Origin of the sequence: Thermococcus sp., from assembly GCF_026988555.1 — an archaeon.
Lineage (GTDB): Archaea > Methanobacteriota_B > Thermococci > Thermococcales > Thermococcaceae > Thermococcus.
The window spans coordinates 16,752-42,693 of the sequence record NZ_JALSLB010000026.1 but is presented as its reverse complement, the minus strand read 5'-3'; the positions used below and the strand labels follow the sequence as shown (position 1 = coordinate 42,693).

General features: G+C 53.2%; 31 protein-coding genes, 2 tRNA genes and 1 rRNA gene. 14 read left to right on the top strand and 20 right to left on the bottom strand.

The window, feature by feature from the left end; genetic code table 11:
• Positions 1-37 precede the first annotated feature (37 nt).
• The 5 genes from MVK60_RS03435 to MVK60_RS03415 all read right to left on the bottom strand — a co-directional run bounded on the left by MVK60_RS03435 (position 38) and on the right by MVK60_RS03415 (position 3,210).
• Positions 38-397, bottom strand: a complete 360-nt coding sequence (locus MVK60_RS03435; RefSeq protein WP_297436460.1) for a PadR family transcriptional regulator — start codon at positions 395-397, stop codon at positions 38-40.
• Between the two features lie 27 nt (positions 398-424).
• The gene (locus MVK60_RS03430; RefSeq protein ID WP_297436458.1) at positions 425-1,414 is read right to left on the bottom strand and encodes a DUF3887 domain-containing protein; all 990 of its coding nucleotides are present in this window, start codon (positions 1,412-1,414) and stop codon (positions 425-427) included.
• Position 1,415: 1 nt separating this feature from the next.
• On the bottom strand, positions 1,416-1,733 hold the full coding sequence (locus MVK60_RS03425) for a heavy metal-binding domain-containing protein (RefSeq protein WP_297436456.1): 318 nt from the start codon (positions 1,731-1,733) through the stop codon (positions 1,416-1,418).
• A gap of 173 nt (positions 1,734-1,906) precedes the next feature.
• Complete coding sequence (locus tag MVK60_RS03420) at positions 1,907-2,521, bottom strand: YiiX/YebB-like N1pC/P60 family cysteine hydrolase (RefSeq protein ID WP_297436454.1); 615 nt, start codon at positions 2,519-2,521, stop codon at positions 1,907-1,909.
• 101 nt (positions 2,522-2,622) lie between these two features.
• On the bottom strand, positions 2,623-3,210 hold the full coding sequence (locus MVK60_RS03415; protein WP_297436452.1) for a YiiX/YebB-like N1pC/P60 family cysteine hydrolase: 588 nt from the start codon (positions 3,208-3,210) through the stop codon (positions 2,623-2,625).
• A 202-nt stretch (positions 3,211-3,412) separates the two neighbouring features.
• Between MVK60_RS03415 and dph2 the strand changes: the two genes are divergently transcribed.
• From dph2 to MVK60_RS03385, 6 genes are read left to right on the top strand one after another with little or no spacing between them, the layout of a single operon-like run.
• Complete coding sequence (gene dph2 / locus MVK60_RS03410; protein WP_297436450.1) at positions 3,413-4,453, top strand: diphthamide biosynthesis enzyme Dph2; 1,041 nt, start codon at positions 3,413-3,415, stop codon at positions 4,451-4,453.
• The gene (locus MVK60_RS03405) at positions 4,431-4,811 is read left to right on the top strand and encodes a hypothetical protein (RefSeq protein WP_297436448.1); all 381 of its coding nucleotides are present in this window, start codon (positions 4,431-4,433) and stop codon (positions 4,809-4,811) included. Before dph2 ends, MVK60_RS03405 begins: the two co-directional genes overlap by 23 nt.
• A gap of 5 nt (positions 4,812-4,816) precedes the next feature.
• Complete coding sequence (locus tag MVK60_RS03400; protein ID WP_297436447.1) at positions 4,817-5,449, top strand: METTL5 family protein; 633 nt, start codon at positions 4,817-4,819, stop codon at positions 5,447-5,449.
• 44 nt (positions 5,450-5,493) lie between these two features.
• Positions 5,494-5,964, top strand: coding sequence for a hypothetical protein (locus MVK60_RS03395; protein WP_297436445.1), 471 nt, complete (start codon positions 5,494-5,496; stop codon positions 5,962-5,964).
• 35 nt (positions 5,965-5,999) lie between these two features.
• Complete coding sequence (locus MVK60_RS03390; RefSeq protein WP_297436443.1) at positions 6,000-7,211, top strand: hypothetical protein; 1,212 nt, start codon at positions 6,000-6,002, stop codon at positions 7,209-7,211.
• A 43-nt stretch (positions 7,212-7,254) separates the two neighbouring features.
• On the top strand, positions 7,255-8,577 hold the full coding sequence (locus MVK60_RS03385; RefSeq protein ID WP_297436441.1) for an RsmB/NOP family class I SAM-dependent RNA methyltransferase: 1,323 nt from the start codon (positions 7,255-7,257) through the stop codon (positions 8,575-8,577).
• Between the two features lie 84 nt (positions 8,578-8,661).
• Here MVK60_RS03385 and MVK60_RS03380 read toward each other — a convergent pair whose 3' ends face one another.
• From MVK60_RS03380 to MVK60_RS03340, 9 genes are all read right to left on the bottom strand, one after another.
• Entirely contained in the window at positions 8,662-10,533 is a 1,872-nt protein-coding gene (locus MVK60_RS03380; protein ID WP_297436439.1) for a hypothetical protein, read from the bottom strand.
• A gap of 211 nt (positions 10,534-10,744) precedes the next feature.
• Positions 10,745-11,917, bottom strand: a complete 1,173-nt coding sequence (locus tag MVK60_RS03375) for a hypothetical protein (protein WP_297436437.1) — start codon at positions 11,915-11,917, stop codon at positions 10,745-10,747.
• Between the two features lie 153 nt (positions 11,918-12,070).
• Positions 12,071-12,712 (bottom strand): DUF434 domain-containing protein, encoded by a 642-nt coding sequence (locus tag MVK60_RS03370; RefSeq protein WP_297436435.1) that lies wholly within the window; start codon positions 12,710-12,712, stop codon positions 12,071-12,073.
• A 34-nt stretch (positions 12,713-12,746) separates the two neighbouring features.
• A complete protein-coding gene (locus MVK60_RS03365; protein WP_297436529.1) occupies positions 12,747-13,517 on the bottom strand; it encodes a metal-dependent phosphohydrolase in 771 nt (256 codons plus the stop codon).
• 72 nt (positions 13,518-13,589) lie between these two features.
• Positions 13,590-14,009, bottom strand: a complete 420-nt coding sequence (locus MVK60_RS03360) for a PIN domain-containing protein (protein WP_297436433.1) — start codon at positions 14,007-14,009, stop codon at positions 13,590-13,592.
• Positions 14,010-14,031: 22 nt separating this feature from the next.
• The gene (gene eif2g / locus MVK60_RS03355; RefSeq protein ID WP_297436431.1) at positions 14,032-15,264 is read right to left on the bottom strand and encodes a translation initiation factor IF-2 subunit gamma; all 1,233 of its coding nucleotides are present in this window, start codon (positions 15,262-15,264) and stop codon (positions 14,032-14,034) included.
• Positions 15,265-15,736: 472 nt separating this feature from the next.
• Positions 15,737-16,147 carry a hypothetical protein gene (locus MVK60_RS03350; RefSeq protein ID WP_297436429.1) on the bottom strand — a complete coding sequence of 137 codons (411 nt, stop codon included), beginning with the start codon at positions 16,145-16,147 and terminating at the stop codon, positions 15,737-15,739.
• Between the two features lie 19 nt (positions 16,148-16,166).
• The gene (locus MVK60_RS03345; protein ID WP_297436427.1) at positions 16,167-16,385 is read right to left on the bottom strand and encodes a hypothetical protein; all 219 of its coding nucleotides are present in this window, start codon (positions 16,383-16,385) and stop codon (positions 16,167-16,169) included.
• Positions 16,386-16,613: 228 nt separating this feature from the next.
• A complete protein-coding gene (locus tag MVK60_RS03340; protein ID WP_297436425.1) occupies positions 16,614-16,991 on the bottom strand; it encodes a 30S ribosomal protein S6e in 378 nt (125 codons plus the stop codon).
• A 238-nt stretch (positions 16,992-17,229) separates the two neighbouring features.
• Here MVK60_RS03340 and MVK60_RS03335 point away from each other — a divergent pair, with 238 nt between their 5' ends.
• Complete coding sequence (locus tag MVK60_RS03335) at positions 17,230-17,400, top strand: preprotein translocase subunit Sec61beta (protein WP_297436423.1); 171 nt, start codon at positions 17,230-17,232, stop codon at positions 17,398-17,400.
• On the opposite strand, the gene MVK60_RS03330 is transcribed toward MVK60_RS03335, so the two are convergent.
• The gene (locus MVK60_RS03330; protein WP_297436527.1) at positions 17,397-18,059 is read right to left on the bottom strand and encodes a hypothetical protein; all 663 of its coding nucleotides are present in this window, start codon (positions 18,057-18,059) and stop codon (positions 17,397-17,399) included. The genes MVK60_RS03335 and MVK60_RS03330 overlap by 4 nt on opposite strands.
• A gap of 90 nt (positions 18,060-18,149) precedes the next feature.
• Here MVK60_RS03330 and engB point away from each other — a divergent pair, with 90 nt between their 5' ends.
• The gene (gene engB / locus MVK60_RS03325; RefSeq protein ID WP_297436421.1) at positions 18,150-18,758 is read left to right on the top strand and encodes a GTP-binding protein EngB; all 609 of its coding nucleotides are present in this window, start codon (positions 18,150-18,152) and stop codon (positions 18,756-18,758) included.
• Here engB and MVK60_RS03320 read toward each other — a convergent pair.
• Positions 18,705-19,169: an Lrp/AsnC family transcriptional regulator gene (locus MVK60_RS03320; RefSeq protein WP_297436419.1), complete on the bottom strand. Its 465-nt coding sequence runs from the start codon at positions 19,167-19,169 to the stop codon at positions 18,705-18,707. The genes engB and MVK60_RS03320 overlap by 54 nt on opposite strands.
• A 197-nt stretch (positions 19,170-19,366) precedes the next feature.
• Between MVK60_RS03320 and MVK60_RS03315 the strand changes: the two genes are divergently transcribed.
• Genes MVK60_RS03315 through MVK60_RS03305 form a run of 3 tightly spaced genes read left to right on the top strand, consistent with a single transcriptional unit; the run spans position 19,367 to position 21,701 of the window.
• Positions 19,367-20,434 carry a Clp1/GlmU family protein gene (locus MVK60_RS03315; RefSeq protein WP_297436416.1) on the top strand — a complete coding sequence of 356 codons (1,068 nt, stop codon included), beginning with the start codon at positions 19,367-19,369 and terminating at the stop codon, positions 20,432-20,434.
• Between the two features lie 44 nt (positions 20,435-20,478).
• Positions 20,479-21,309 (top strand): geranylgeranylglycerol-phosphate geranylgeranyltransferase, encoded by an 831-nt coding sequence (locus tag MVK60_RS03310; protein ID WP_297436525.1) that lies wholly within the window; start codon positions 20,479-20,481, stop codon positions 21,307-21,309.
• 11 nt (positions 21,310-21,320) lie between these two features.
• Positions 21,321-21,701 carry a ribonucleoside-triphosphate reductase gene (locus MVK60_RS03305; protein ID WP_297436414.1) on the top strand — a complete coding sequence of 127 codons (381 nt, stop codon included), beginning with the start codon at positions 21,321-21,323 and terminating at the stop codon, positions 21,699-21,701.
• A gap of 70 nt (positions 21,702-21,771) precedes the next feature.
• Here the strand turns inward: MVK60_RS03305 and MVK60_RS03300 are convergent, their stop codons facing one another.
• The 4 genes from MVK60_RS03300 to scpB all read right to left on the bottom strand — a co-directional run bounded on the left by MVK60_RS03300 (position 21,772) and on the right by scpB (position 24,705).
• Positions 21,772-22,575, bottom strand: a complete 804-nt coding sequence (locus MVK60_RS03300) for an OB-fold nucleic acid binding domain-containing protein (RefSeq protein WP_297436412.1) — start codon at positions 22,573-22,575, stop codon at positions 21,772-21,774.
• Positions 22,572-22,940, bottom strand: a complete 369-nt coding sequence (locus MVK60_RS03295; protein WP_297436409.1) for a replication protein RepA — start codon at positions 22,938-22,940, stop codon at positions 22,572-22,574. Before MVK60_RS03295 ends, MVK60_RS03300 begins: the two co-directional genes overlap by 4 nt.
• Complete coding sequence (locus MVK60_RS03290; protein ID WP_297436523.1) at positions 22,941-24,005, bottom strand: OB-fold nucleic acid binding domain-containing protein; 1,065 nt, start codon at positions 24,003-24,005, stop codon at positions 22,941-22,943.
• A gap of 124 nt (positions 24,006-24,129) precedes the next feature.
• Positions 24,130-24,705 (bottom strand): SMC-Scp complex subunit ScpB, encoded by a 576-nt coding sequence (gene scpB / locus MVK60_RS03285; RefSeq protein WP_297436521.1) that lies wholly within the window; start codon positions 24,703-24,705, stop codon positions 24,130-24,132.
• A 123-nt stretch (positions 24,706-24,828) separates the two neighbouring features.
• On the opposite strand from scpB, the gene rrf reads away from it, so the two are divergent.
• From rrf to MVK60_RS03270, 3 genes are all read left to right on the top strand, one after another.
• Positions 24,829-24,950: ribosomal RNA gene (gene rrf, locus MVK60_RS03280) — 5S ribosomal RNA — on the top strand.
• 11 nt (positions 24,951-24,961) lie between these two features.
• Positions 24,962-25,039, top strand: a tRNA-Asp gene (locus MVK60_RS03275).
• A 342-nt stretch (positions 25,040-25,381) separates the two neighbouring features.
• Positions 25,382-25,459, top strand: a tRNA-Lys gene (locus tag MVK60_RS03270).
• Positions 25,460-25,942 lie beyond the last annotated feature (483 nt).

Genomic DNA, 25,942 nt, shown 5'->3' with positions numbered 1-25,942 from the left:
AACAGCAGGAAAAGGGAAATCAGGACCTCGAACTCTTTCATTTTTCCACCCCCAGTTTTTCAAGCGTCTCCATTATCGCCCCTATCTCCATCTTCAGCTCGCTCAGGACTTCTCTGCCCAGCTTCGTCAGGGAGTAGTACTTCCTCGGCCTTCCGCCAACTTCAGCCCAGGTGTCCTGAACCAGTTTGTACTTCTTCAGGCTCTTGAGAATGCCGTACAGGGCCCCTTCGCTCGGCACGAGTTTTCCATCGCTCAGCTCGCTAAGTTTTTTTCTTATCGCGTAGCCGTGGAGCTCGCCCTCTTTCTCAAGGAGCAGGAGCACCAGGTACGAGTAGAGCCCGGAGCGGAGGTCCTTTCTCAGTTTTTTTAGGGCCTTTATCTTTGGATCCCTCAGCAAGGCACCGCCTCCGGAAAAATAAATGGGTCACCATTTAACGTTTTCCTCCCTTTCCAGCTTTGCCAGGGGCAGTAGCTTCAGTAGTACGAGAATGGCCAGGACTGCCATTGTCACGTAACTGACGGTCAGTATTAAGTAGCTTGGATTGTACTGCCAGTAGGCTGCCAAGGAATCGATTAACCAGTGGGTTAAAACCATCGCAAGGAGCGCTGTTCTCCCCCAGCCGTTCTTGTATGAGTATGCGAAGAGGGCCGTCGTCGATGAGTGAAAGAGCAGGACCAGAAAACGTTCAAGGACCGCGAGCGGTGAGACGGTGCCCATGAAAATCGAGATGGCCGCAACGTAGAAGCCCTCGCCGAGACCGAGGCCGGCGCCTATGTACAGGGCCTTTCGCAGGGGCTTACCCCTGGCCGCGAAGTACTTGAGGACCTCCTGGACGAGTGCAGCAATAAGGCCGCTCCAGAGTACCGTGAAAGCCGTCCCGTTTACCCCAAGGAACTTTGGGAGGGCCTGTAGCGGGGGCTGAACTACAAGAACTATGAGGAGGAGGACGGCGCCGAAGATCACCTCCGCTATTCCGAGCTTTCTGAGGTAGAACCATAGCAGCAGGAAGGCCAGGAGGGCGCCGGCTACTGGATAGAGGGCCGGGGGGGAGAACCTCAGTGGGAGGCTCGTGAGGTGAAACCCCTCCACTTTTCCGTCTTTTACGGTTACACTGACGGTGTAGTTCCCCCTTTCGGCCGTGACCCGGTAGTAATATACAGTGTAGCCACCCTTTTTCTCGCTCCTGGTTAGTTCGTAGTCCTTTATCTCACCGTGTGAGTGGATTAAACTGTTCCGCGTTAGCTCGAAGACGTCCCTGGAGAAGGCTCTTTCCATAGTTGGACTTAGGTATGGTTCGACGAGGGAGTAGTTGCCGGTCTTCAGAGCCTCCATCATGGCCTCCTGAGGCGTTACGGCCGCCGAGTAACCGACCAGAAGAAGGGTAAAAAAGAGGAGGAGGACCGTCCTCTTCATGCTACCCCCTCTCAACCACGACTGCGGTTCCGAAGGCGTAAACCTCTGCCATTCTCTGGCCAACGTTGGAGGTCATGAAACGCATCCCGACGACCGCGTTGGCGCCCATATCCTTGGCACTCTGAATGAGCCTTTGGAGGGCTATCTCCCTTGCCTTTGCCATCATCTCTGTGTACTCCGTGACCTCCCCGCCCACGAGGTTTCTAAAGCCGGCTATTATATCCCTGCCGAGGTGGGTGGCCATGACCACCCCTCCCCTGGCTAGCCCCTTCACCTCAATGATACGGTACCCGGGGATGCCCTCGGTCGTCACCACCATAATCCCTTCAGCGGCCCCCCATAGCGATCACCCCAATACCTCGAACCTCGATGTATGGTTGGCGGTTATGGTATTTAAAGTTTTTGAGAATCCTTCTGGGAGGACATAAAACGTGCCGTAGAACGTGTCGTCCATCAGTTGGCCTGGTGGGTTAATAAAAAAAGAATTAAGGGTCAAGCGGAGTTGTAGTAGACCGTGTAAGTCATTGGGTCGTCGTAGACTTCCTGCGGGGCGACGGAGTAGAAGTACTTCCAGCTCCAGCCACCGTCGTTCTCATCCAGATTTATCCTGTAGTTGCTGGCCACCATGTATGACGCCCAGACGAGCTGGGAGCAGTAGTACTTGTCGCTGTAGACCTTTGGTTTGCTGAGGTAGTTGTAGTTGTAAGGCTTGCCAAGCTGCGCGTAGGCGAACTGCACCGCCCTCTCCTTAATGGCATCGTCCGTTTTAACGCGCTGGATTGCGACGACATCGTACCTGCTCAGGAACTTCTTAAGGGGAGTCAGAATAACCCCTTTCCCGATTTTGGCCTCGATGACCATCCAATCGTTAATGCTCTCGTTGTACCAGGCGATTATCGCCACGTGTACCCAGTATCCGGGGATTATTGCGCCGAAGAGGTCCGGGCTGTGGCCGTACACTAGATCTCCCACCTGAACGTTGGTTGGGTACGGATGCTGGTAGGTTCTGGTGTCCCAGATATAGTTCAGCAGGTTGCCGGCGCTGGCCGGGGCGGCCGTTGCCGCCACAAACAGAAAGACAAGCACGATGGCACCGAGCTTCTTCATTTCATCACCTCCTGGGTTTTAGCGGAATGATTACCCAATAGAACTTAAAAAAAGTGACGCTCTAAATGTGGATAAAGGATAATAAAAAGTGAACAAAGAGTTCAGGCTGAGTCATAGTATATCACGTATGTGTCGCTGTCGCCGTAAATTTCCTGGGGAGCAACGCCGTCCAGATACTTCCAGCTCCAGCCTGGGTTGGCATCGATGTCCGGTCCACCCGCGGCCATGTATGACGCCCAGACGAGCTGGGAGCAGTAGTAGCTGTCTCCATAAACGTGTTTGCTGTACCAGTGCCAGTCGTACGGCTTGCCAAGTTGCTGGAGGGCAAACTGAACCGCGGCCTGTCTGACGGAGTTGCTGGTGGCGACGCGCAGAACCGCGACCGTATCGTACCTCCTGAGGAAATCTGAGAGGTATACAAGCCTGACCTCACTGGGGTTGTCCCAGGCTTCCACAACGACCCAGTCGTTTGCGGAGTAGTCGTAGTATGCGATTATACCCGTGTGGGTCCAGTAGCCCGGGATTATGATGCTGCTCAGGGAGTTGTGTCCTATGACGATGTCTCCGGGTACTATGCCGGTAGGGTACGGGTGGTAGTAGTTCGAACTGCCAAGACTGCTGGACGCCGCAACGGGGTTCAACACTGTCGCAAGTACCAACAGGGCAACTATTGGAGCAACCTTCTTCATTTAAATTCCCTCCAATGTATTGCGGAAATAACATGATTTTTATTGGTTAATAAAGCTTATGGATGATTTTTGATGCGGACATGCGTGCCTGAATATACCGTATAGTACACCAGCGGGGGTTTATGGTGCAGAATATCACGGTACGGTGAATCCTTCCGATGCCCATTTAAACCGTTCGTCCTAATCATTGACTGGTGGTTCAATGCACGAAGTTTCGAGCCGCGAGATACTGAAAATCCTTCGAGAGCTCAACGCCAAGCGGGTGCTCATCCAGACACCTGAAGGGTTGAAGAGAGAGGCCCGGTCCCTGGCCGATTTCCTTGAGGAGAACGGAATCGAGGCTATAATAAGCGGGGACATCAACTACGGCGCCTGCGACCCTGCAGATAGGGAGGCCAAACTCCTCGGCTGCGATGCTCTTATCCATCTCGGCCACAGCTACATGACGCTCCACCTCGAAGTTCCAACGATATTTGTCCCGGCATTTGCGAACGTTGATGTGGTTCCGGCCTTGGAGAAGAACCTTGGGGAAATCCGAAAGCTCGGAAAGAGGATAGCCCTCGTTACAACCGCCCAGCACATTCACCAGCTCAGAAGGGCAAGAGGGTTTCTGGAAGGGAAAGGCTTTGACGTCCTCGTTGGAGAAGGTGACTCCCGCGTTTCTTGGCCCGGTCAGGTTCTTGGCTGCAACTTTGCCGCGGCTAAGGTCAATGCCGAGGGGGTTCTCTTCATCGGTGCCGGCTACTTCCATCCCCTTGGCGTTGCTGTCGCAACGGGCAAACCGACCTTGGCGGTCAACCCCTATTCCGGCGATGCCATATGGATGGGGGGGGAAGCGGAGCGTCTCATAAGGAAGCGCTGGGCGCAGATAGCAAAGGCCATGGATGCTCAAAGGTTTGGAGTGGTAGTCAGCACCAAGAAGGGCCAGCTTCGCTTGGCCGAGGCAAGGAAGATAGTCAGCCTCCTCCGGGAGCACGGGAAATACGCGGGGCTCATAGCCATGAACCACATCAACTACCCGGCTTTGGAGGGCTTCGACTTCGATGCTTACGTCGTCGTCGCCTGTCCGAGGGTTCCGATGGACGACTACGAGAACTGGAGGAAGCCCGTGCTGACACCGACTGAGGTCGAAATAATTCTGGGCCTCCGCGAGGACTACGCTTTCGATGAGATCCTCGGCGCTGGAAGAGAGGAGGATGAACCCGTGGGGGTATCGTTCCATGGAGCTGGAGGTTCCCTTTGAGGTATTGAACTGGATAGCGATATTTGGAATCTACTACTGGGCCCTCACCTTGGTTCTTGAGCTTATGACTTACATACAGCCCAGACGTTCCACCGCCGCCGTTCTCTCCGTCGTTAGCGCGGTGATCTTCATAAAGGTGAACTTCCTGGCGAGCTTTTTGCTCCTCCTCACGTACCTCCTCTGGAAGAAAACCGGTGTCAAACTGGCCCTCTCGGTCTCTGTCTTCGTGTCCGTGTTCTTCCTTATAGGCGCGGTGTCGGTTACGATACTGTCCGGAATAATTGGCACTGCCCTGCACGTCCCCGGATACGAGATGCATGGAACCCTCAGGGATCTGTTGGAGATGGCCTACAGGTGAGTGACATGAGAAAAAGGTACCTTGCAATGATGCTCTCCCGTTTGGAGGGGTTTTCCTCCCCAAAACCCGAACTGGAGCAGTACCGAACCCCCGGAGATGTTGCTGCGGAGATGCTTTGGCTGGCCGGTTCCATTGGGGACATCCAGGGAAAGATCGTGGCGGACTTAGGTGCGGGAACCGGGGTGCTGGCGATCGGGGCATGCGTTATGGGAGCGGGAAGGGTTTACGCAGTTGAGATCGATGAGAGTGCCCTTGCCCTTGCGGAGGAGAACGCGGGGGCGTTGGGCCTGGGGGATTGCATTGAATTCCTGAACATGGACGTATCGGGGTTCAGCGAAGCGGTTGACACTGTCGTTATGAATCCCCCCTTTGGGAGCCAGAGCCCCCACGCAGACAGGCCATTTCTCCTCAAGGCCTTTGAGGTAGCGGAGGTTGTTTACTCAATTCACCTTGCCAAGCCTGAGGTGAGACGCTTCATCGAAGCCTTTGTGAGAGACTTCGGTTTTTCGATAACGCATAGGGTTACCCTTCCCTTTGAGCTCCCGGCCCAGTTTTTCTTTCACAGAAAATCCGTTGAGCGGATTCTTGTGGACGTGTATCGGTTTGAGCGGTTAACCGTTGATGGGACACCGGTTTAAAAGCGAAACCGATATATGTCCCCAGCTTCGTAGTTATAACTGGAATGAGTGCCGAGGGCAATTTAAGTGAGGAGGAGATCAGGAATCTCATCCTGTCCTGGAGGATAGTGGATGCTGTGGAGCTCGCCCTCCGGGACACCGGGGTACTCCGTATACTCCTGAAGCTTTTGGAGGACCGGGATGGAACCACCAGGACGCGTGCGTTTATGGCCCTCAACGAGGTTGTGAAGAGGGGGGATGAGAGGGTTAGGTTCACGGTGGCCACGGAGGGTTTCGATGCCATCCTTGAGGGGCTCAGCAGTGGTGACTCAAAGGTGGCCATGAAGGCGGTGAGGGTCCTCAAAAACCTGGTTGAAGGGTTCCCTCTTTCGGATGAGGCCCTTCTGAGACTGGTCCATACGATAGTCCCCCTCGTCAAGAAATATGGCGATGACGTCATTTCCGGCGAACTCTCCGACGTTGTGGCTCATCTAAATATCCTCTACCCTCCCCCATGCTGCGCTCTGAGATTTTGAGGTTGATATCCTCACGGAACCCCCGTATCCGGGCTATGGGGCTCAGGCTTCTACTCAACGTCTTCGTTTTTACAGGGGATGTTAAAACTCTGAAGCTCCTGCTGGGTTCCATCCGGGAGCTCCTATCCGAGAAGGATCCCCTCCTGCTGGATTTTGTTTTGGGCATTCTGGTGGACGTATTCGGCTGCCCCGTACCTGCTGAGATCATCGGGGACCTCCCTCCCCTGCTTGATAGGGTTAAATCCCTGGCAACTGGCTCTGAAGACTTCCTCGTGAAGTCCAAGGCCAGGGAGGTTGCCCACGCCATTGAAGATTTTCTCTACTCATACTACTCATCGAGGCCCGAGGAAGCAAGGGAGGTCCTACACGAGCTCATAGTTAGGGGTGAGGTGAACGCCGCCATTGACCTTGCCGTGGCCATCGCCGATGAGTTCATCCTGAAGTGGTTGGGAAGCGTGTTGAAGACCAGAGGAGTGCGGATGGATGTTCCCGCCCGAATGATCCCAGGTCCCTTTAGGACCCCTCAAAAGCGCAAGGTGGTGTTCATGTCCCCGCCCCTTACCCAGCTGGCCCCTCCAAGGAAGACACGTATACGCGTGAAGGAGACTGTGTTCGGCGGTAGCGATGATATCCGGTCTACCAAGAGGGCCGTAGATGTGTCGAGGGCGGTTGAAGAAGGGGACGCCGAGGCTCTGCTGGCCGCTCTTAGATCCGATCCTTCATCCGTTGAAGAGATTAAAGCACTGCTCAGGAACCCCAGAACACGGGCGGACACGTTGTGGACCCTGCAGGCAGTTTCATCCCGTGTTAAGGGGAAGGATGCCCTAGTTCTGGAACCCCTTGTGGATGAGTTAATTGGGATACTGTTGAGTGGTACCCCCTGGGGGAGTTCAAAGGCCGCCAGGGTTCTTGCGGTTGTATCCGCTGAAGGTGGTAGAAGGAGAATAGCGGAGAGAGTCCTCAGCTTTATGGAGTCGCATCCAGTTGCGGCATTCCAGTTCTTCAGCTATTACCTCCTCCGGGACTGCGACCCAAAGATCGCCCGCACCGTCGTGGATTTTGCGGGTAAGTCCCTCTCGAGTAGGGAGCTTCAGTTCGATGCACTACTTGTGCTTGAGGCAGTCTCCATAAAGTGCCCGGAGGTGTTAGGAGAGATCCTCCTCTCAAAGCTTGGGGAGGTTGCGACTTCGGCGGAGGAGGAGAACTCGAAGATAGCCCGCCGCATCCTAGACAGGTTGGGACGATGACGGCAGGTTTTTAAGAGCTTTTGAAATTTAGCGTGGGAGGAACATGGGGAAACTCAAACTCTCGGATAGGCAGCTGTATACACTGGTTGAGGCCGTGAAGCTCGGCGAGGAGGTAAAGCCGAGCCAGCAGGCGAGGAGGAAGGCCTTTGCGAGGTACAGGGTGGAGGGATGGGAGAACTCCAAACTGACGGGGATATTCTACTCCGTCCAGAGGAGGCTCGGGCTTATAGATGAGGTTATCGAGGAGCTTGTTGGGGTTTCCCCGCTGATACTCGACCCGTGGCTGAGGGCGACACTCAGGGTGGCAGTTGAGATCGCGGTTTTCAGGGATCCGAGTGAAAAAACCCGGGGGCACCTTAGGGGCCTTGCCCAGTTTCTGTCGAAGAGGACGCATCCCTACGTGGGCTATTATTACTACGACCTTCTTCCGGAGGTTTTCGAATACGTCCCGGTTATCGATACGGAGGAAAAGCGGCTGAAATGGGACTACCTGTTCCCGGAGTGGTTCATAGTGAAGATGAGGGGGCTGGTGGGGGACGAGGCAGGGGAGCTCCTCAAGGCACTCAACGAGACCCTGCCCACGAGCATCAGGGTCAACCTCCTGAAGGCAAGCGTTGAGGACGTTGAGCACTATCTGAGAAAAAAGAGCGTCCGCTTCGAGAGGAGCGGGAGAGTTGAGACCGTCATCAGGATTCTTGACCCCTTCAACCCGGAATGGCTCTTCAACAAGGGCTTCGCCATAGCGCAGGAGGAAGCTGCTGCCGTCGCATCGCTTGTACTGGATCCGAAGCCCGGCGAGACCGTCGTCGACCTGGCAGCTGCTCCCGGTGGCAAGACAGCCCACATGGCGGAGCTGATGAAAAACGAGGGGAAAATCTACGCCTTCGATGTTGATAAAGCCAGAATAAAGCGCATGAATGAGGTTCTCAGGCGTACTGGCGTTGAAATTGCCGAGATAGTCAGGGCGGACGGAAGGAAGGCACCGGATATTCTTGGGGAGGGGATCGCCGATGGGGTGATGCTCGATGCGCCGTGCACGAGCGACGGGACGATAGCCAAGAACCCGGAGCTGAGGTGGCGTCTCCGCGAGAAGAACATCCCAAAGGTTGTCTCCCTCCAGAAAGAACTCCTTGAGAGCGCGTGGAAGCTCCTGAGGCCGGAGGGAAGGTTACTCTACTCGACATGCTCGATGTTTCACGAGGAGAACGAGGGCGTTGTGGAGTGGTTCCTGGGCAGGCACCCCGATGCGGGGCTTGTCCCCCTGACCGGCCCCTACGATGAGGGCCTTTTGCTGGGGACGATGAGGGCATGGCCTCACAGTCACGGGACGATAGGGTTCTTCTACGCGTTGCTGGAAAAGGGGTGAGGGCGACCTCCCACCCGGTAGTATTCAACCCCGTTCCATATGTGCCCAGAACATAAGCAAAAATTGTGTTGGGGCTTGGGGTTTTCAACCGACCCCCTCTAACCCTACGTTGATGAGCTTTGCGTGGACGTATATGGCTCCACCCCCGGGCATGGCGAGCGAGGCGGTTACCTCGACCGGAAACGGAAGTTCGGGTGCAACTATCGTGCCTCCGTTGGCTTGGGCTAGCCCACCCTGGACGATGCCGTTCCAGGTTACCCGGTACGTCTTGAAGTTCATACCTGCCAAGGATACCTCTTCTCCCGGTCCAACTGTGTAGCCCTGCCCGTTCCCGGTCAGGGTCACGTAGCTGAGCACGTCTCCATAGATACCGCCGTAGAAGCCCGTTGGATAGCTCCACACCATGTTGTACCGCTGGAAGTCCTCGCTTATCATCCCGCAGTTCGTGTCGCCCTCCATGTTCCCAGAATCGTCCATTGAATAGTGACAGCTCGGTCCAGTAACCACGATCTTAACCCAATCCGGGCCGTTGATCATGTCATAAACCGCCGGAACCCACAGAATCCCGGAGGTGTACTCGTCGAGGTAGTCCGGCTCAACGTAGACACTGTAGTTGTAGGTCTCCCCACTGATGTTGAGGATTGCGTAGAGGTCATAAACGTCCTTCCCGTTGAGTTTGGTTTCGTAGTATCCTTTTCTGATGATCATACGGACGTGAGAGCCTCCGGAGACGCGGTAGTTAGCTTCAAAGGTTACCTCCCTCACAACGTAGTCCCTGCCGTTTATGGTTATGGGTTTACTCGCGTCCCAGGCGAGCTGCCAGTTGTCCGATAAACTCTCGCTCGGTGTTCCGGTTGAGGTTGAGGTCTCCGTTTGGGTTTCCGTGGGGGTTCCACTTTCCCCGGGGGAAGCGCCATGCCCTACCTCGACGCTAATCCCCTCGAACTCCTTTGATAACCTTAAGTCCTCCAGCATCAGCTTTGAGTGGTAACTCTCGCCGCCCATCTGACTGAATGTCCCCTCCGTCTCCACTGGTATCGGTAGCTCCGGTGCTATCCTGGCCTTTCCCTGTCCCTTAACGTTTCCAAAGGTCCAGCTCCATTCGACGTTGCTCACTTTGAAGCTCTTCCCGCTGAGGCTCACACTTCCGTCTGGTTTGATCTTGTAGTTGTATCCCATGCCCATGAACGAGAAGCTGTACTCGCCCGGCTTTGAGAGGTCGTGGTTCTCAAGTCCATTCCAGACGGCGGAGCTTACCATCGCCATCCATCCTTGGATTGTGGAGCTAGGTACGCCTCCCATGACGGTTTCGAGATTCCCCTCCGTGTAAGGTAGCTCCGAGTAGTTACCTACCGCCGCGGGGTTGCTCCAGTAAAAGTAGTCGTCACCGTACGATGCCTCAATGACCGTGGTCGTTCCGGAGGTCATGGCTCCAAAGTCCGGAAACGGGGTGAGGAAGTAAGAGTCGCTGTCCTTGGTTCTCTCCTTTATAAGTATAAGGTACTCGAGCGGCCCCTTCATGTCGGGGTCGTTCAGGGGGGTTATCTTCCCGTAGTAAGCAAAGAGGTTGTACTCGCCGAGGTCCTTCTTGTTGCCGTTGTCGTCGGAGTAGATGTGGGCCCTCACGTATCCCCTCTGTTTTATTACCTTGTAGGAGCGCTCTCCCTCCGAGGTTTTGACAGTGAATGTGTACTTTATGTAGGTTATATAATAACTCTGACCGTTAACCCTAACCGGGTTGTAGGCATCCCAGGGAGTTTTCCAGGTTGAAACCCCGGATTCTCCTCCCCCGCTTTGGCTGTTGATCTCCTGGGTTTCTCCCCCACCCTCCTGGTACGTTTCGCTGGTGGATGACTCCCCCCCGTTACCGCCGCCGAGACAGCCGCTGGCCGCTACACTCAATAGGACAACAATAATCAAGAGCAATGCCAAACCTTCACTCCTCATGCGCACCATCTCCATACCCCCTTCATTGTGATTTCACCCCTGAACTTGATATCGTAGAGTGCAGAACCGAAAATCCCCCATTGGGTTCCCCGGTTCCAGTCGATGGCCGCCGGGAGACTCCCGTCGGATGCGGGGTCCATATAGGGTGTTCCCCAACACCGGCGCTTCAGACTATTTTCCTCCTGAGGGGAAGGAGGACGGCAAAAAAGAAACACCTCTCTCAGTCCACCTTCTCCAGTTTGAGGTCTTCAATCTTCATATAACCGTAGATCGTCGTGCTTTCTCCAGTCTTTTCATCCAGGTAGCTGACGTGTCCATCGACCTCGACCGGCATGAACAGGTACGGTGAGAGTTTGCCTTTGCCGCTTATCGCGCTCAGGTCCCCGGAAGCGCTGCTGTACTTCCACTGAAAATCCACGAGCTTGAATGCCACCTCCGAAAACGTCACTGTTCCGTCGGGGTTTGAGCTCCACTCGAGCTTGTGGCCAAATGAATCGGCAATGGCACCGCTCTGGGGGGCCATCATGTTGTGGGCCCCAACGTCGTTCCATATTGCAACGTGTACAACCGCGAACCACCCCATGTAGAGGTTGTTCAGGTCTGTCTTTACCTCGTTCATCCAGTCACTGCTGCCTTCGAGGTGGGGGAACAGGCCTGTTTTGAACGCCGCACCGTTGGTCATGACCATCTTTTGACCTTCGTAGTCCATCTCCATGCCGACGAAGTTGTTCACCTGTGTGCTTCCGTAGGGATTGAAGTACGTTGCCCACACCGCGTCCCACGGGTATATGAACGCCTCCCCAACCGGTTCCTTGTACCAGACCTTCAGGACGAGTTTGCCCCTAAGCTCGGCGGCTTTGATTGGTGTGACCACGGTGGTGTACTCGTAGACCCCGTGCTCTCCAAGATCGACGGTGCCTCCGGTTAGATCTGTCCCGTAAACGTGAACTTTCGTCTTCTCAACGCTTTTCTCGACAATGTACTCGTACACTGGGGAGCTCTGGTTGGGCTGGACTTTGTAGTGGATCTTGTAGTACGTTACGAGGTACTTCTTCCCGTTGATGGTTACAGGTGCGTATTCCCATGGGTGCTCCCAGTAGGCCTCTTCCGCTGGGGTCTGCGTCGTGGTCGTCGTTGGGTTTTCGCCCGGTGTTTCGGTTGAAGTTGGAGTTTCCGGGCTGCTGGTTGTTGTACCCGTCGCCTGGCCGGATGTAGTCGTCGTGCCGGGAGGGGTGGTGGTTGGACTCCCCGTGGTGCCCGTTGGGGAGCTCCCCCCAGTCGTGTGGGTAGGGGGTGTGGTTGAGGTTGCGCCTCTACCACCACCTAGGCAACCGCTGGCAACGACTAACCCCAAGAGAATTAGGCTCAACACCACTCCTGCAATTTTCTTCATATTCTCCCCTCCAACCGGCTAAAACGGAAAAGCCGGATAGTGTGCAATCTTCTTATAGACTACGGTGTTATACTATTAAACATTTGCTAAAACTTTAATTTGAGTTGCAACAATTCGAATATGATCTGAGTGTTATGATTCTTTTGTAAATCTTTAAATGACACTTCTAAACGAGGGGATCTCAATACCCCACATCTCTCCAATTAGACGGGGCACATCGAAAACATGGGGCACCTTGGAGATTATCCCCACGTCCGCCGTCGCAACAGTTCCGTATTCCTTCAGCTTAAAATCCGGGTTTTTCACCAGCTCAACCTTTCCAGGGAGGTGGAACTCTTCCAGGGCCTCTTCGGTGAGTTTTCTGACGATGCCGCTCTTCGGAACGGCCCTCCCGTAAAAGACCAACAGTTCTGAAACATCTAGTTCCGCAAGGGCTTTTATCATCTCCCTAATAATGGGTCCAGTTCGTTTGCTGACCCTGTACTTACCCTGGTGCTTCAGGTCCCGCACGAGACCGTCCTCGCAGAGTATTGCCTTCCCGTCGATGAGCGATTCAATGGTTATGAGCACGTTGAAGCCGTCGATTGCGAGGCTCCTCCCCCTGAGTTCATTGGGTCTCAGGAGCTTCCCTTGAACCTCCGCGATCCACGCGTCTGGGAAGACGCATCGGGCTAGGAGGTGGCGTTCTTCAAGAGTTAGGCGGTAGTGGTCGGAGACAACCCTGAGGGCGTAGCTCTTTCTGTAACCACGGTTGAGAAGGTATTTGAGGTCGGTACAGGCATCCTCAACTCTCATACCATTACCTCGGACCGGGGGCCGGAGTGGTGGCTCATGCGACCTTCTCCAGTACCTCCCCCATGGTGTGTATCCTCAGCTTTACCCTGCCACTCAGGAGGGAACTCTTGACCTTCTTCGTGAGGATTTCGTCCACCTGAAAGACTCCCGCGGGGTGTTTCATCCATATTTCAATCATTATTGGCTCCTCTCCGTCTCCTCTCCGTATCTCGACGCGTTCGATGGCCAGGGCCGAGACCGCGTGGATGTCCACCTTGTCCTTTTTGTGCACCAGTCTGCTCCTTCCGGCCTCCATGTCGCATCCATCCGCTATCGTTACGAGACTCCCCTCGATCGTCGTGCATGGCACGTGCTCATCGTGCGTGTATATCGAGTTGAGAGTCAGGGCCTTCAGTAGGAGGGGATCTTCCCCATCAAACTCCCTCGCCAGCCCCTCGATTATCGGCTCGGCCAGGAGAACGCTGAACTGGTAGTGATTTATCCTGTGGATCATGTTGCCGAGATCGTGAAACAGCGCGCTGAAGGCTACGATGAACTTGCTCCACCGTATCGGCTTTCCAAGCTTTTCGGCCGTTGTTTTTATGCCGGCCTCCTTTATTATCCGCAGGAGCTCAAGCGCGCGTCTCGTTGTGAGCAGAACGTGAATCGGTCCGTGGTCGTTGAACTGGTAGACGTTCAGAACGATGTAGTTCGTGGTTTCGAAATACTCCCTGTGCTCCCTGAACGCCTTCTCATACATAGCGTAGAGTTCTTCATCTCCCATCAACTCCCGGATCTCCCTCAGGAGCTCCTCCTCTGTGTACATGGTTCCCACCCAAGGATGTGGAAGAGAGGGTGTTTTAAGGGTTTTGAACGGTTTAACGTCTTGGCCTGTGCTCTACTCCAGCACGCCTTCAAATTCCAGTATCCTCTTCGAGCGCAGGTAGACGACGGGTATTCCCATTGCGCGGAGCCTTTTTTTGAGCCCCTTATCGTTCGTGCATACTATAATGCGTTCGTTGTTCATCGCGAAGTCAAGAATCTGGTCGTCTATTGGTCTTTCACCAAAACGGCCGATTTCAATGACTTCAAACCTCTCCGCGAGCTTCCTAGCCATCTTTATGGCCATAAGGTCCCTTCCACGCGACTTCCTCTCTATAACCTCCAGCTCCTGGAGGACGACGTTCGGGACGATCACGCGAAACCTGACGTCCAGGATCCGGTTCAACTCCCCCAGAATGTCCACTCCAAACTGTCCCGGTACCAGTAGGAAGTTTGTGTCAGGCAGAACGAGCCACTCCCGTTTTTTAGGGGCCATAAAAATCACCAAAAAAAGAAGGTCAGTCTCTGATGAGACCGTAGCCTATGAGGCGCCATCTTGAGCCGACCTGCCTGCTTATGGCCACCCTGTCGCCGTTCTCGGCGCAGATTGGTATCTGGAGCTTCATCTCGACTTCATCCTTTCCAAGTCCCGTGACGAGCCCCATGGTTCTTGCGGTGCCCACGTTGAGCAGGAGAACCTCGCGTTTCTTGATGGGGTCGACCCGCAGTTCTTCCTCAGTCCCAACGACTCTATCAAGGAGGTGCACCTCTATCCGCAGGTCCCCCCTGACGGGCGGCAGTTTGCCGGGTTTTCCAACGACGTTTCCGGCCATCAGGTCGCCCTTTGTTAGGAACGGGTCAAGAGTCGTTCCAACGCCAACCAATCCGCCGGGGTAAGCCTTGTCGACGAACCTTCCGCCGGCCTGGAGGGAGACTATCTCGGTGGTTATCGGCTCGTACTTTATCCTGCCGTGATCCTCGTAGGGGACACCTGGCCTTATCTCGATCTCGTCCCCGACCTTGAGTTTTCCCTGAACTATTGACCCCCCTATGACACCTCCAATGAGCTTTTCTGGGGGTGTTCCGGGTTTGTTTACATCAAAGCTCCTCAGAACCAACATTTTGGGGGCCTTCCGGAGGTCGTGCTTTGGCGTGGGTATGATCTCCTCTATGGCCGAGAGGAGGACGTCTACGTTTGCACCATGGAGCGCTGATATTGGGATTATCGGCGCATTTTCCGCCACGGTTCCGCTTATGAACTCTTTTATCTCCCTGTATCTTTGCAGTATGGTCTCCCTCTCCACTAGTTCGATTTTGTTGAGTGCTATGACAACGTTTCTGTTCCCGACTATCTGCAGGGCCATGAGGTGTTCCCTCGTCTGGGGCATGACGCCCTCATTGGCGGCTATGACGAGAACCGCACCATCCATGAGGGAGGCACCGGCGAGCATCGTTGTCATGAGCGCCTCGTGGCCGGGCGCGTCTATGAAGGAAACGCGCCTCTCGAACTCAGTCTCGGCGCCACAGTACGGGCAGACCGGTGAGTTGGAGTACCTGCCGCAGCTCGGACACTTCCTTATCTCCGCATCGGCGAACCCGATCTTTATTGTGATGCCCCTTCTCATCTCTTCACTGTGCGTGTCAGTCCATATCCCGGTGAGCGCCCTCGTTAATGTGGTTTTACCGTGATCAACGTGACCTACCATCCCTATGTTAACCTCAGCCTGTCTGAACTCTTTCTTCTTTGCCATTTTCTCTCACCCCTCTATGAGTAAGAAGAAGGTGCACTTATTAAGGTTACCTTGATGGGGAGAACTGTAAATTCGTTCTGATTTTGCTCGCTATCTGAATTGTTTTTGGTTGTTGAAAACCTCATCTTTCAACCCTCAACCTATGTCGTCGTGAACACTTGGAAGATGATCGACCCATAAACGTAGCGTGTCCAACGATAGGCTAAAATTAAAGATCACCGGGGCAGTGTCACATTCCCCTCAACCTGAATCACATTAACTGGCGGGTTACTTCCCACGGGAAATCAAAGGCGAAGGCCAGCAGGAAAAGGAATAGAAAGTAGAAGTAGATGATAGGTAATATCGGCCCCCAGCGTTTCACAGTCTCACCTTAAAATGGGATTGGTATGAGTACTCAAAACGCTACGCAACAACGTTGCAGAGGCTATACCAGCATGCTTTAATCTCCCCCTCCTAAAGTCAAAATTAAACGTCACGAGGAAGAGCTCTGATCTCCTCCCCAAAATGATAGCTCAAAGAGACTCCCGAGGAGTCCAAGCAGGAACGCGGGAAGCAAAAGGAAGAGGAGTAGGATGACTAGGCCGTCGCCCTCGGTTGGACCGGATGCCGGCGCTTCAAAGAGGGGGGCCACGATCCTTATCAGCCCCAGGACAGCCGCGAGAACGACCGGGACGATTATTAAGGTGGTCTTTGCAAGGTCCCTGGGCCCAACGCCGAGCCTGAAGGCAACGAACGCCACCGCAATGGAGCCCAATAGCAGACCCACGAGATAGAGTGCAAGAGGGAATATCCCTCCTGCGTTGACTCCGAGGAGAACGCCTGCCAAAAAAGAAAGAGAGACTATGAGGGCGGAGACTCCCACATTTCTTATTATCCCCCCCATGATAATCACCTGTTTTAGATTACGTTTTCCAAATATAAGTAGCTTTCCCATCTTCATCTTTCTTAGGGTTATTAAGATTGTAATAATCGTACTCTTTGTTCCGTGTTGAGTTTGTTAGAGGGTTAACACTAGGGGTTCCAGCGATAGGATTTCCAGAAGTCTGTGCGTTGGTAATCTCTGCCGTCACTCCAAGCAGGAGCATTCCCAGCAGGACTGCGAACAGCGGCTTCCACCTCACGTGGTTCACCTCCATTGGTTGTCTGCAATCAATACTGTGCGACTTTCTCTTATAAGCTTTTCCTCTTATTTAAAGTAAAGACTATTCCTTTTTTTTTCGAGTATGAATTTATTCTAACACATGTTTTCCTTTTAGAATTGTTCAAAAGAAACCTGAGTAAAAGAGTTGCATGGCGATACAACCTTGAGTATTTAACGACTGCAGAAAGGGGAACAAAGAGGGAGAAGCTCAGAAAACGAGCTTCATGTTGATCTGAACTATTTCGGGGCTGATGGTGTTGCCCCTAACAGTCTTCTTTCTCCTTTCTCCCCGCTCCTTGGGCCTGAAGCCGGGTCCCTTTGAGACGAGAATTTTGACCCTTCTCGGACCGTGGACATCCGGACGCATGGCGAAGCCGTCCTTGTCAGTACCCCCGGTTATCCTGAGCTTTGCGCCGGCGGGAATCTCCTCACCGAACACCTCAGTGAGGTTGAGTCCGAGCTCGCTCGCGGGAATTTCCTCTCCTATGCGCTTCCCGAGGAGCTTTTCAGCAGTGTCGCCGCTTATCTCGACCTGCTTGGCTATGCCGTTCTCTGGGTTGGATATTACAAGCTTGAAAGTAGCCATTTCCTCCCACCTCCTGTGTCATTAGCGGGATTCATTGGGATAGTCCCTTATCCAGTGAGCGCTGTGGTTCGATCTTTAAAAAGTTTCCCCTGGAATTGTATGGAGGTTGACCTCCGCTCGGGTGGTACAGCAGTTCTGGGTCTGATGGTGCACTCAACCTGTGGGCGGCGACAGGCCCGTGCATCAATCACAACTTTTTTATACACAACAGGTTTAACCTTCACAAGAGGTGAGAGAGATGGCAAGGGAGAAGACCACACTTCCACCCACGGGCGCTGGATTGATGAGGTTCTTTGATGAGGACACAAAAGCAATAAAGGTGGGCCCAAAGGGTGTTATAGCCCTGACCCTTATATTGATCGCTGCGGAGGTTCTCCTCTACGCCTTTGGATCGCAGATATTCGGCTAAATAAAGCTGGTTTTCTTTAACCCTCTCGCGTTTAATTCTTCGTTTATGATTCCCCTTACAACCTCTTCCAGCTGCCCCTGGAGGAGCTTATCAACATCGTCCTTTATCTTGTCGATGTCGTGCCTGAGGCCCTCAAGCAGCTTTATGTACTCCCTCGCCATCTCCAGCTGGCCTTCCTGTCTCACGAGTTGCTCTTTAAGGTGCTCGAAGTCCTCTTTCATGACTTGGAACTTCCTGAGCTCATGCTGAAGTTCATCGAGTTTCTTGTTCAGTTCGTAGTTCTCCTCCTTGAGCTTTTCGATGAGCCGTTCCTTGGTTTCAAGCTCCCTCACCAGGCTGTTGTACTCCTCGGCTATCTGGCTGAGCCGTTCTATCTCCCTTAATGGCGGTACTTTCCCGTTACCGAGGATTATAACATCTGGGCCAACGTTGACTATGTCCTGGGGCCGTATCTTCAGCTTTTTCTCGTTGGAGAACATCCCTGGGTGTGTTCCCTTGCCGAGGTTCTCCACGAGTTTCATCTTGAGGATGAAGTAGAACTGGTCCCCCTCAACTTCAACGTTTATATCGGTTATGTATCCCAGTATCCTGCCCTCCGTCAGTGAGATGACGAACTTGTTAATGAGCTGATTCGCCTTGGCCTCCGTAGCCTCCACCATGAACCTCACCACCATTAGTTGTGTCCCCAACTACTTAACCTTTCCGCCAAGTCTTATAAACGGGAGGGACTACGTGGGAGGGGTGAGACCATGATAATCTTTGTGGGACGTTCGAACGTGGGTAAGAGCACCCTCATATTCAGACTCACGGGGAAGCTGGTGAGGAGGGGTAAGAGACCGGGAGTGACGAGAAAACCGGTTGAGGTCAACTGGCGCAACCGGAAGGTCATCGACATGCCCGGCTTTGGGTTTATGAGCGGTGTTCCAAAGGCGAAAATGGAGAGGATAAAGGATGATATAGTCCGTTTCGTAGAAGAGAACGCCGCGGATATAGAGCTGGCGGTTCTGGTGATCGATGGGAAGGCGGCGCCGGAGATAATAGAGCGATGGGAAAAGAGGGGGGAGATCCCAATAGATGTGGAGTTCTACGCTTTCCTCAGAGAACTTGGGATCCCAACGGTAGTCGCCGTCAATAAGATCGACAAAGTCCGCAACGTGGGGGAGAGGTTGAACTTCCTCGCTGGGAAGTTTGAGGTTCCCTACCAAGAGATATCCGAGGTCTTCGTTCCGATATCGGCGAAGTTTGGCAAGAACCTCGATGTACTCAGACTGATGATTGAGAAAAATCTGGGAAAAAGAAGGGTCTCAGAGGACCTCCAGGACAACGTGGGTGATGGTCTCGCGGACACCATCCAGTGAGGCTATCTCCTCAAGTATCTCGTCGAGCTTTGTCTTGTCCGCCTCTATTATGAGGTCTATGTCGCCGGTGACCCTATAAATCCTCTTTATGTTAAGGTTCTTGACACTATCGTAAACCTTCTTCCTCTTCGTTGGCTCTATCCTCACAAAGACAAAGACGTCGCCCTTCTTCTCTCCTAAGAGGTCGAGGGCCTTGTCGGTCAGGTCTATGAATCCCCTGCCTGTTCTGATGTATCCGAGCTCCTTGAGCACCTTCAGGTGGTTGCTCAGAGCCTGCCTCGTTATTCCCAGCTCCTGTGCCAGTTCGTCCTGGGTCTTCTCAACGGTGTGAACCTCTATGGTTTTTCCTTCACCGTAGAGCTTCTTCAGAAGTCTGACCTGCCGTGAGGTAAGTGTTGATCCCTCTCTCATTTTTAACCCTCCTTTACACTTTCTTGGATCAGGTGTTTATTAAGCCAACCGTCGTTTTGGGTTAATGTCAAAGTTTTGATTCATTGAGATAACAGGTTGACATTTTATAAGGCTTTCTCTGAAATAAAGCGCTGAGCTCATCTCACCGGTTGCGGTGCGGGGACAAGTTTTTAATTTAACGGACGGTACCTTGAACCATGAACAAAGCTACTTACACCGTTGATGTGCCCGGCGATAGGTTTGATGTACTAGAGGTCATCGTGGAACACGAAAAGCCGCTGAAGCTCATGCTGGTCGGGGGCGTCGACAGCGGGAAGACGACCCTCTTGACCTTTCTGGTCAACTCCCTAGTTGAGAGAGGACTCGATGTTGCAGTCGTAGACAGCGATGTCGGTCAGAAGGGTATCCTGCCCCCGGCCACGATCAGTCTGGCGTTTCCCTCTGGGAAGGTCTCAACAGTCAGTGATCTGGAGCCCTTTGCTCACTATTTCATAGGAACGACGTCTCCGGCCCAGTACGTTGGTGAGATGGCAATAGGGGTTAAAAAGCTCGCTGACCTGGCCTTTGGGCAGGCGGACGTCGTCTTGGTGGATACCACGGGTTTCGTGACCGGTGAGGGGATCGATATGAAACGTCTTAAGGCGGAACTCCTGAGGCCCGATTTCACCATTGTGCTGGAGCGTTCGGGCGAGATGGGGGGCCTAAAACGTATTTTATCTCCTTACACTCGGGTATTAACGCTTTCTGTGAGTGATAGGGTCCGGCCCCATTCCCCGGAAGAACGCAGGCTTATTCGGGCCGCCAAATGGGGAGAATACTTCTCCGGGGCCGGTACCGTTGATGTTGATCTCAGGGAGGTCGTGCCGACCGGCACGGAGCTTTTCCACGGTAGTCCTCTTGGTGTGGAAGAGAAGGGGCTCCTTGAATCCGTCTTCGGTTGGGTGGTTTTCGCCGGATGGAAGGGGAGGGGCTACGTCGTTGTCAAGGCCGACTCGGGAAAGCTTCCACGTCACTTCAACAGGTCTGCCCTTCACGCGGTGGACTTCGAAAAGCTCAGCAACCTGCTTGTTGGCTTTATTGATGAAAGTGGCCTCTGCCTGGGTCTTGGAATTCTGAAGTGGCTCAACTTCCATGAGATGAAGGCTCAGGTTCTCACGCCCCTCAGTGATGAGGACCTGTCTGAATCGGTTGAGATGCGCTTTGGCCGCATAAGGCTGCTGGAGAGTGGGGAGGAGCTTGGCCTTCTCAGACGGGAGGAAATCTAGCAAAGGTTTTTAAGGCAACGACCTAACTGAATTAGGTGGCCCTAATGGAAATCAAGGCGTTCCTTGAGATAACCCGGCCGCACAACTGTTTCCTTGCGGGGTTAGTTGGTTTGCTGGGTTCAATAGTGGCGGCGGGGCACTTCCCTGACTTGAAAATCAGCGTTCTCGTATTCCTAGTCGTTACCCTCGGTTGCTCCGGGGGAAACACGATAAATGATTACTTTGACTACGAAATCGACAGGATAAACCGTCCTGAAAGACCCCTCCCCCGGGGAGCAATGACTAGGGAAGCTGCGTTCCGGTACGCGCTTCTGCTGTTCGCCCTGGGGCTTGGGCTTGCCACACTGGTGAATCGTTACGCGTTTGTATTGGCTTTAGCGGCTTATACTGCAATGTTCCTCTATGCATGGAAGCTCAAGCCAATGCCGTTCGTGGGCAACCTTGTGGTTGCAAGTCTGACCGGAGCGACGCCGCTTTACGGTGCGGTTGCCGTTGGGGAGATTGGACTGGCGGGCTACCTTGCTCTCTGTGCCTTTCTAGTCAACGTTGCCCGCGAGGTTATCAAGGACATCGAGGACGTGGAGGGTGACCTGGCTAAGGGTGCCAGGACCCTTCCGATAATCTGGGGGAAGAAACGGGCCGCGTACGTCGGCGTCTTATTTGCGCTACTAACCGTGGTCTCCTCGTTCTTGCCAGTCAGGATGGGTGTGGGCGTTGGGTACTGGGCGATGGTTCCGGTTGATGCCGTGATAATCTACGCCGCATGGCTAATACTTAAAAGCCAGGATACAGGGAGTGCTCACAGGGCCCAGGTACTGCTCAAAGCGAGCATATTCCTGGCGGTAGCGGCATTCCTAATCGCGGCGCTCGTTTAGGGGGTGATACTGTGGAGTTCAAAGCCAAAATCCTTGAAAATCTTGAGACGGAGGATCCCTGGACCATAATCACTTTTAGGACACCTCACGGACCGGGTGTAACGATGGCCGAGATGGTCGAGGCGGTGGAGGGTTCAGGATGGCGGGTTACGTTTAAAGCCAACTGGTGGACGGCTGATATTCCTTACGGTCTTATACGTCTCGACCTGAAGCGGGACGGACGTGAGAAGATACTGCTGGGTAAATGGATACTCGGCAACGGATATCAGCTCATCAGGGTAGACAACCTTCCTTTGGAGGCCGGGAAGGAGGAGTTCTTCCGCATGGTTGATAGCATAACTTCAACGCTCATCTACGACCCTGTGATAAGGACAATGAGGGAGCAGTACTGATTTCCCTTTTTACACTGGAGTCTGTGTCGTTGATTTGGAGCAGAGGGAAAAGAACTGTTAAAAAGAAAGCTCACAGGGGCTCGTAGTAGCCTATCTCCGGTTCGTATATCTCTCCCTCCGCCAACAGCTGGGTTATGGCCTCTTCTATTGTCTCCTCACTGAACTCCTGCGAGAGCTTCTTGATAACGAACTTGTGAGATAGGGCTTTCCCCTTTTCTTTTAAAAGCTTCATCACGGATTTTTTGGCTTTTTCAAGTTCGGGACTTAACTCTTTCTCCTCCCCTGTTGCAGCCTCCTCTTCAAAGAGCTCCTCTTCCATGCTCCTCTGTTCGAGCATGAGGGTGTACAGTTCGTCTATCGTCATAAGGAGCTCCTCACTGATGCCCTTGTTCTTGGCTATCACCTTGGCCTTTGCGGTTATCCCGTACTTGTCATAGATTTCAAACGCGTCCTTGGCCTTTTTCGAGTGTTCTACTTTCTCCCTGAGGGTCTCGAAGCGGTGGAGTATCCACATGTTCGGGTGAACCTGGGTTACACCTTCGATGAGCACCTGTTTGTCATCGCGCCACTCGCCGACTTTCCCGATTATCTGAACCAGGTCGCCTTTTTTGACGAGCCGGATAAACCGTGTGTCGTCGCGGAATCCAAGAACCCAGATGGTTCCTGTCCCATCATCAACCTGAAGCTTTCCATAGGTTTCGTCTTCGCTTATAACCGGGTCCCTAACGACGGTTGCCACCAGCTTGACACGGTAGACCTTACGGGCATCCTTTGTTATCACGTAGTTGGGTTCGAAATCACCCTCGCTTTTGACGTAGTACCCTTCAAGGATGTCTTTTATGTAAATCCTGCTGGCAGGTAGGCGCTTCCTCATTCTGACCACCACATTAACGCGCTTTCAACTTTGGGCAGGACCTTTTTCTCCAGCCCTCTAATCTCCTCCAGCGCGTCTAGATCGGCGTCGCTGAAGTCCTGTACGACCTCCCCGTAGATGTGGACACCCTCGTCGTTCCGGATTACCCTTCCGATGACCCTAACGACCTGTCCCGCCTCGGGAAGTATGTTCTCCTCGCTCTCCACGAGAATCACTCCCGTTCCATCGTCAAGCCAGAACGTGTAGTCCATCTTGTCTATCTTGAAAGCTTTGCCTATGAGTGCGACACGGGTGTCCTCCTCTTTGATACCGGATATCTCCCTCTCAACTGCGGGTTTTCTTCGCCTGAACCGAACCTCTTCCATTTAGAGCACCCCCTTCAGAGTCTCTTTGAGCTCGGTCCGTATCCGTGCTATCTCCCTGCGGTAATCCACGTCATCCCATCCGAAGGCCTTTAGGAGAAGACCCAGAAACTTGTCGTCCACAACGTTGCCTCTGACGATGACCTCCTTTCCTATGAGGTAGTAGTACTCCTCCTCTGCCAGCTTCCTCCCCGCCTCCTTGGGGGTGAGTCCGTCTTCTGTGAGAGCCTTGAACTTCTCTCCGATCTCATCAACGTCCTTTCCAATTAGATCCGCCGCGTCGTCTCCAAAGAGGGTTGCCCTTATGTAACCGCTTCCATCGTCCAGGCCGAAGTCCAGAATGACGACCTTAACCGGTTTTACTTCCCCGTGCTCCGGACAGATCCAGGTGTCCGTTGTGGGGTTGTGATCCACCTTTCTCCTGCACTGGGGGCATGCGTCGTAAACGGTTACGCGGTACAGCTTCGCGATTGTTCCCCTCACCTCTACGAAGCGCTCTCCTCCCAGTAACTCCCCTATCTTAACGCGCCTGTAGTTGTAGCTTCTGACCTCCTCCACGGGGGGTATCTCCTTCACGCGTGGATCATCCGGGTTCTTGATGATCCTGCTTCTGAAGTTTACGTGGAGTTCCACTCCGTTTCTCCCTTCCCTGACGGAGGGGTCTATGATCTTGATCACGTCTCCCACACTGAGCTCATTGTAGTACTTGGTCATTCCCCCGTCCCAGAGGACCAACCTTGCCTTTCCAGTTGAGTCGTAGATTACGAGGTTGGCAACATGTCCTTTAGAACCGTCTTTTCTTGTGTACTCCCTGGATGGATACTTTCTCAGGACGCCTGCCACCACGTTGACTCCACTCATTCCGGGAACCAGATCTCCAATATGGAGGAGTTCCTCCTCACCCTCGATGTTAACGTTCAACTCCTCCGCCAGCATTAAGGCGGCCGCGTGTTCGGATATCCCCTCGCGAGAAGCGATTTCCGATATCCTCCTTTCTATTTCATCCTTTGAGAGGCCTTTCTGCCTCTCTATGACATCCACGATTTGTGCCTTCGTCAGCACTGCCATAGAACTCACCTTAATGGTAATAATGGGTCTGACTATTTAAGCTTTTCTCTGGGAAGAGAGTTTCAAAAAACCTGCCTGCGTTTCTTTTTTACCTGAGAAATAAGAGGATTGAGGCTCGGAGAAATCAGGCACTCTCCTCCGCACTCCCTTCCTTCTCCTCCAGCTTATCCATGAGGTCGCTGTACTCCGCGTGCACGACTCTTTTGAAAGCCTCCTTTATTATCATGGGGTCGTTTTCGGGAAAGCCGTAGAGTTCTGCGAACTTCTGCGTTGTCCCGAGGAGCTTTGTCCTCTCGTAAGGTTCGGCGTATACCAACCCCATGTTGATGAGGTTCTTTACGTGCTCGTACGCCTGGCTCCCCCTGAGTTTGACGAGCTTGCTCTGCTCTATTGGCTGGAGATACGCTATAATGGCGAGCGTTTTCAGCTCCCCGGTCCGGAGGTCGGGTCTCGGCATCAGATGGATGACCCGCTGGGAGTACTCCTGCTTTACCTGCATTACGTACTTGTCCCCCAAAACGCGAACCACCTCTATTGCACTCTTTCTTTCAGCGTACTCGGCGGCGATCAGTTCTATTAGCTTCTCCAGGTAGTCAAGTGATCTTATCCCCAGTGCCTTTGAGAGTTCCTTCACACTGAGCGGTCGTCCAGAAACGAAGAGTGCCGCCTCGACGAGGGCTTTGTCTTCAATGAGTCCCACAACCATCACCTCTCTTTTAGAACTCTCCTTCTTGGCTATAATCTTTTTCCCCCGTTCCACTGGGGCAGTATCATTTACAACTACCGCAATCTTTATAAACCCAACTCTGGAGGTCAATAGCGGTACGGCGGTCATAGCGGTGGGGTCACACCCGGTCTCGTTTCGACCCCGGAAGTTAAGCCCGCCTGCGTTCCTGGGTGTACTGCCCTCCGGGAGGGGGCGGGAAACCAGGAACGCCGCCGGCCGCTATTCACGCGCCCGGGTGGTGTAGCCCGGCCCATCATACGGGACTGTCACTCCCGTGACCCGGGTTCAAATCCCGGCCCGGGCGCCATAGAAACTTTTGTCAAGCAAAAGTTTCATCAAATTCAGTATCTACTTTCTAATGGCTCAGTTCTGTGTGATTTCTTATCAATTGGCTGTTTTAGAGTTGAGAACTTTGCAAGTTACTCTTTGGTGAGTGTTTCAGTCCAAAAAGCACCCAAAGGGCACCAATAAAAATGAAACTGCATGAAGAGGTCTGTTTTGAGAGTTAAACCCAAGCTTAAGGATGCAATTTGCGAGTGCACGATTGATTCTTGCCCTCTTGATGAGGAAGACATTCTTTTCGCCAGCCTTTCTCAAAGGCTGTAGGGCAAAGCTTATAAAACCTCCCTGCAGTTATCCCATCGGAAGTGGGCCGGTAGCTCAGCCTGGTTAGAGCGCGGGGCTTTTAACCCCGTGGCCGCGGGTTCGAATCCCGTCCGGCCCGCCATAGAAACTTTGTGCAAGCAAAGTTTCATCAAAGTTCATGGCTCTTTTCTGAAAAGTTAATTTTCGGGTGATTTTCACCAAATGACTAATTTAAGAGCGAGAACTTTTCAAGTTGCTCTTTGAGTGTGGATTTAACTTTAAAATTGACGCCCGGAGGGCGTCAGGATAGAACAAACCCAAATTTCGGTGGGCTTTTTCAGAGGTTCTCTCTTGAAAAATAGGGCTTAAAGAGTGAAAATCTACTGTGCACTCGCAAATGCATGAGCATTTCTTATTAGGAGCTACGAACTTTTGGTCAAGCTTTTTCCAAAGGCTTGCTGGTGGAAAGTTCCATCAAAATCCAGTGATTCCTCTTGGGTAAGCGGTTTTTGGTGGATTTTCTTGTTTTACTCGGAGAACTCTTCCGGACGGTTCATACACAAAGAATCACGAGCTTTGGTAGAACTTTGCACTGGCAAAGGTTCCTGTGGTACGAAAACTACTT

Excerpts from the sequence above, each read along its gene's own strand:
- MVK60_RS03360 (WP_297436433.1), bottom strand. The coding sequence starts at position 14,009 with ATGGCCCCTAAAAAACGGGAGTGGCTCGTTCTGCCTGACACAAACTTC.
- MVK60_RS03290 (WP_297436523.1), bottom strand. The coding sequence starts at position 24,005 with ATGGCAGTGCTGACGAAGGCACAAATCGTGGATGTCATAGAGAGGCAG.
- MVK60_RS03395 (WP_297436445.1), top strand. The coding sequence starts at position 5,494 with ATGAGTGCCGAGGGCAATTTAAGTGAGGAGGAGATCAGGAATCTCATC.
- MVK60_RS03385 (WP_297436441.1), top strand. The coding sequence starts at position 7,255 with ATGGGGAAACTCAAACTCTCGGATAGGCAGCTGTATACACTGGTTGAG.
- eif2g (WP_297436431.1), bottom strand. The coding sequence starts at position 15,264 with ATGGCAAAGAAGAAAGAGTTCAGACAGGCTGAGGTTAACATAGGGATG.
- MVK60_RS03350 (WP_297436429.1), bottom strand. The coding sequence starts at position 16,147 with ATGGGGGGGATAATAAGAAATGTGGGAGTCTCCGCCCTCATAGTCTCT.
- dph2 (WP_297436450.1), top strand. The coding sequence starts at position 3,413 with ATGCACGAAGTTTCGAGCCGCGAGATACTGAAAATCCTTCGAGAGCTC.
- MVK60_RS03420 (WP_297436454.1), bottom strand. The coding sequence starts at position 2,521 with ATGAAGAAGCTCGGTGCCATCGTGCTTGTCTTTCTGTTTGTGGCGGCA.
- MVK60_RS03335 (WP_297436423.1), top strand. The coding sequence starts at position 17,230 with ATGGCAAGGGAGAAGACCACACTTCCACCCACGGGCGCTGGATTGATG.
- MVK60_RS03315 (WP_297436416.1), top strand. The coding sequence starts at position 19,367 with ATGAACAAAGCTACTTACACCGTTGATGTGCCCGGCGATAGGTTTGAT.
- MVK60_RS03340 (WP_297436425.1), bottom strand. The coding sequence starts at position 16,991 with ATGGCTACTTTCAAGCTTGTAATATCCAACCCAGAGAACGGCATAGCC.
- MVK60_RS03300 (WP_297436412.1), bottom strand. The coding sequence starts at position 22,575 with ATGAGGAAGCGCCTACCTGCCAGCAGGATTTACATAAAAGACATCCTT.
- MVK60_RS03425 (WP_297436456.1), bottom strand. The coding sequence starts at position 1,733 with ATGGTGGTGACGACCGAGGGCATCCCCGGGTACCGTATCATTGAGGTG.
- MVK60_RS03320 (WP_297436419.1), bottom strand. The coding sequence starts at position 19,169 with ATGAGAGAGGGATCAACACTTACCTCACGGCAGGTCAGACTTCTGAAG.
- MVK60_RS03415 (WP_297436452.1), bottom strand. The coding sequence starts at position 3,210 with ATGAAGAAGGTTGCTCCAATAGTTGCCCTGTTGGTACTTGCGACAGTG.
- MVK60_RS03430 (WP_297436458.1), bottom strand. The coding sequence starts at position 1,414 with ATGAAGAGGACGGTCCTCCTCCTCTTTTTTACCCTTCTTCTGGTCGGT.
- MVK60_RS03380 (WP_297436439.1), bottom strand. The coding sequence starts at position 10,533 with ATGGTGCGCATGAGGAGTGAAGGTTTGGCATTGCTCTTGATTATTGTT.
- MVK60_RS03405 (WP_297436448.1), top strand. The coding sequence starts at position 4,431 with ATGGAGCTGGAGGTTCCCTTTGAGGTATTGAACTGGATAGCGATATTT.
- MVK60_RS03330 (WP_297436527.1), bottom strand. The coding sequence starts at position 18,059 with ATGGTGGAGGCTACGGAGGCCAAGGCGAATCAGCTCATTAACAAGTTC.
- MVK60_RS03400 (WP_297436447.1), top strand. The coding sequence starts at position 4,817 with ATGAGAAAAAGGTACCTTGCAATGATGCTCTCCCGTTTGGAGGGGTTT.
- MVK60_RS03295 (WP_297436409.1), bottom strand. The coding sequence starts at position 22,940 with ATGGAAGAGGTTCGGTTCAGGCGAAGAAAACCCGCAGTTGAGAGGGAG.
- MVK60_RS03370 (WP_297436435.1), bottom strand. The coding sequence starts at position 12,712 with ATGAGAGTTGAGGATGCCTGTACCGACCTCAAATACCTTCTCAACCGT.
- MVK60_RS03365 (WP_297436529.1), bottom strand. The coding sequence starts at position 13,517 with ATGTACACAGAGGAGGAGCTCCTGAGGGAGATCCGGGAGTTGATGGGA.
- MVK60_RS03375 (WP_297436437.1), bottom strand. The coding sequence starts at position 11,917 with ATGAAGAAAATTGCAGGAGTGGTGTTGAGCCTAATTCTCTTGGGGTTA.
- engB (WP_297436421.1), top strand. The coding sequence starts at position 18,150 with ATGATAATCTTTGTGGGACGTTCGAACGTGGGTAAGAGCACCCTCATA.
- MVK60_RS03310 (WP_297436525.1), top strand. The coding sequence starts at position 20,479 with ATGGAAATCAAGGCGTTCCTTGAGATAACCCGGCCGCACAACTGTTTC.
- MVK60_RS03390 (WP_297436443.1), top strand. The coding sequence starts at position 6,000 with ATGGGGCTCAGGCTTCTACTCAACGTCTTCGTTTTTACAGGGGATGTT.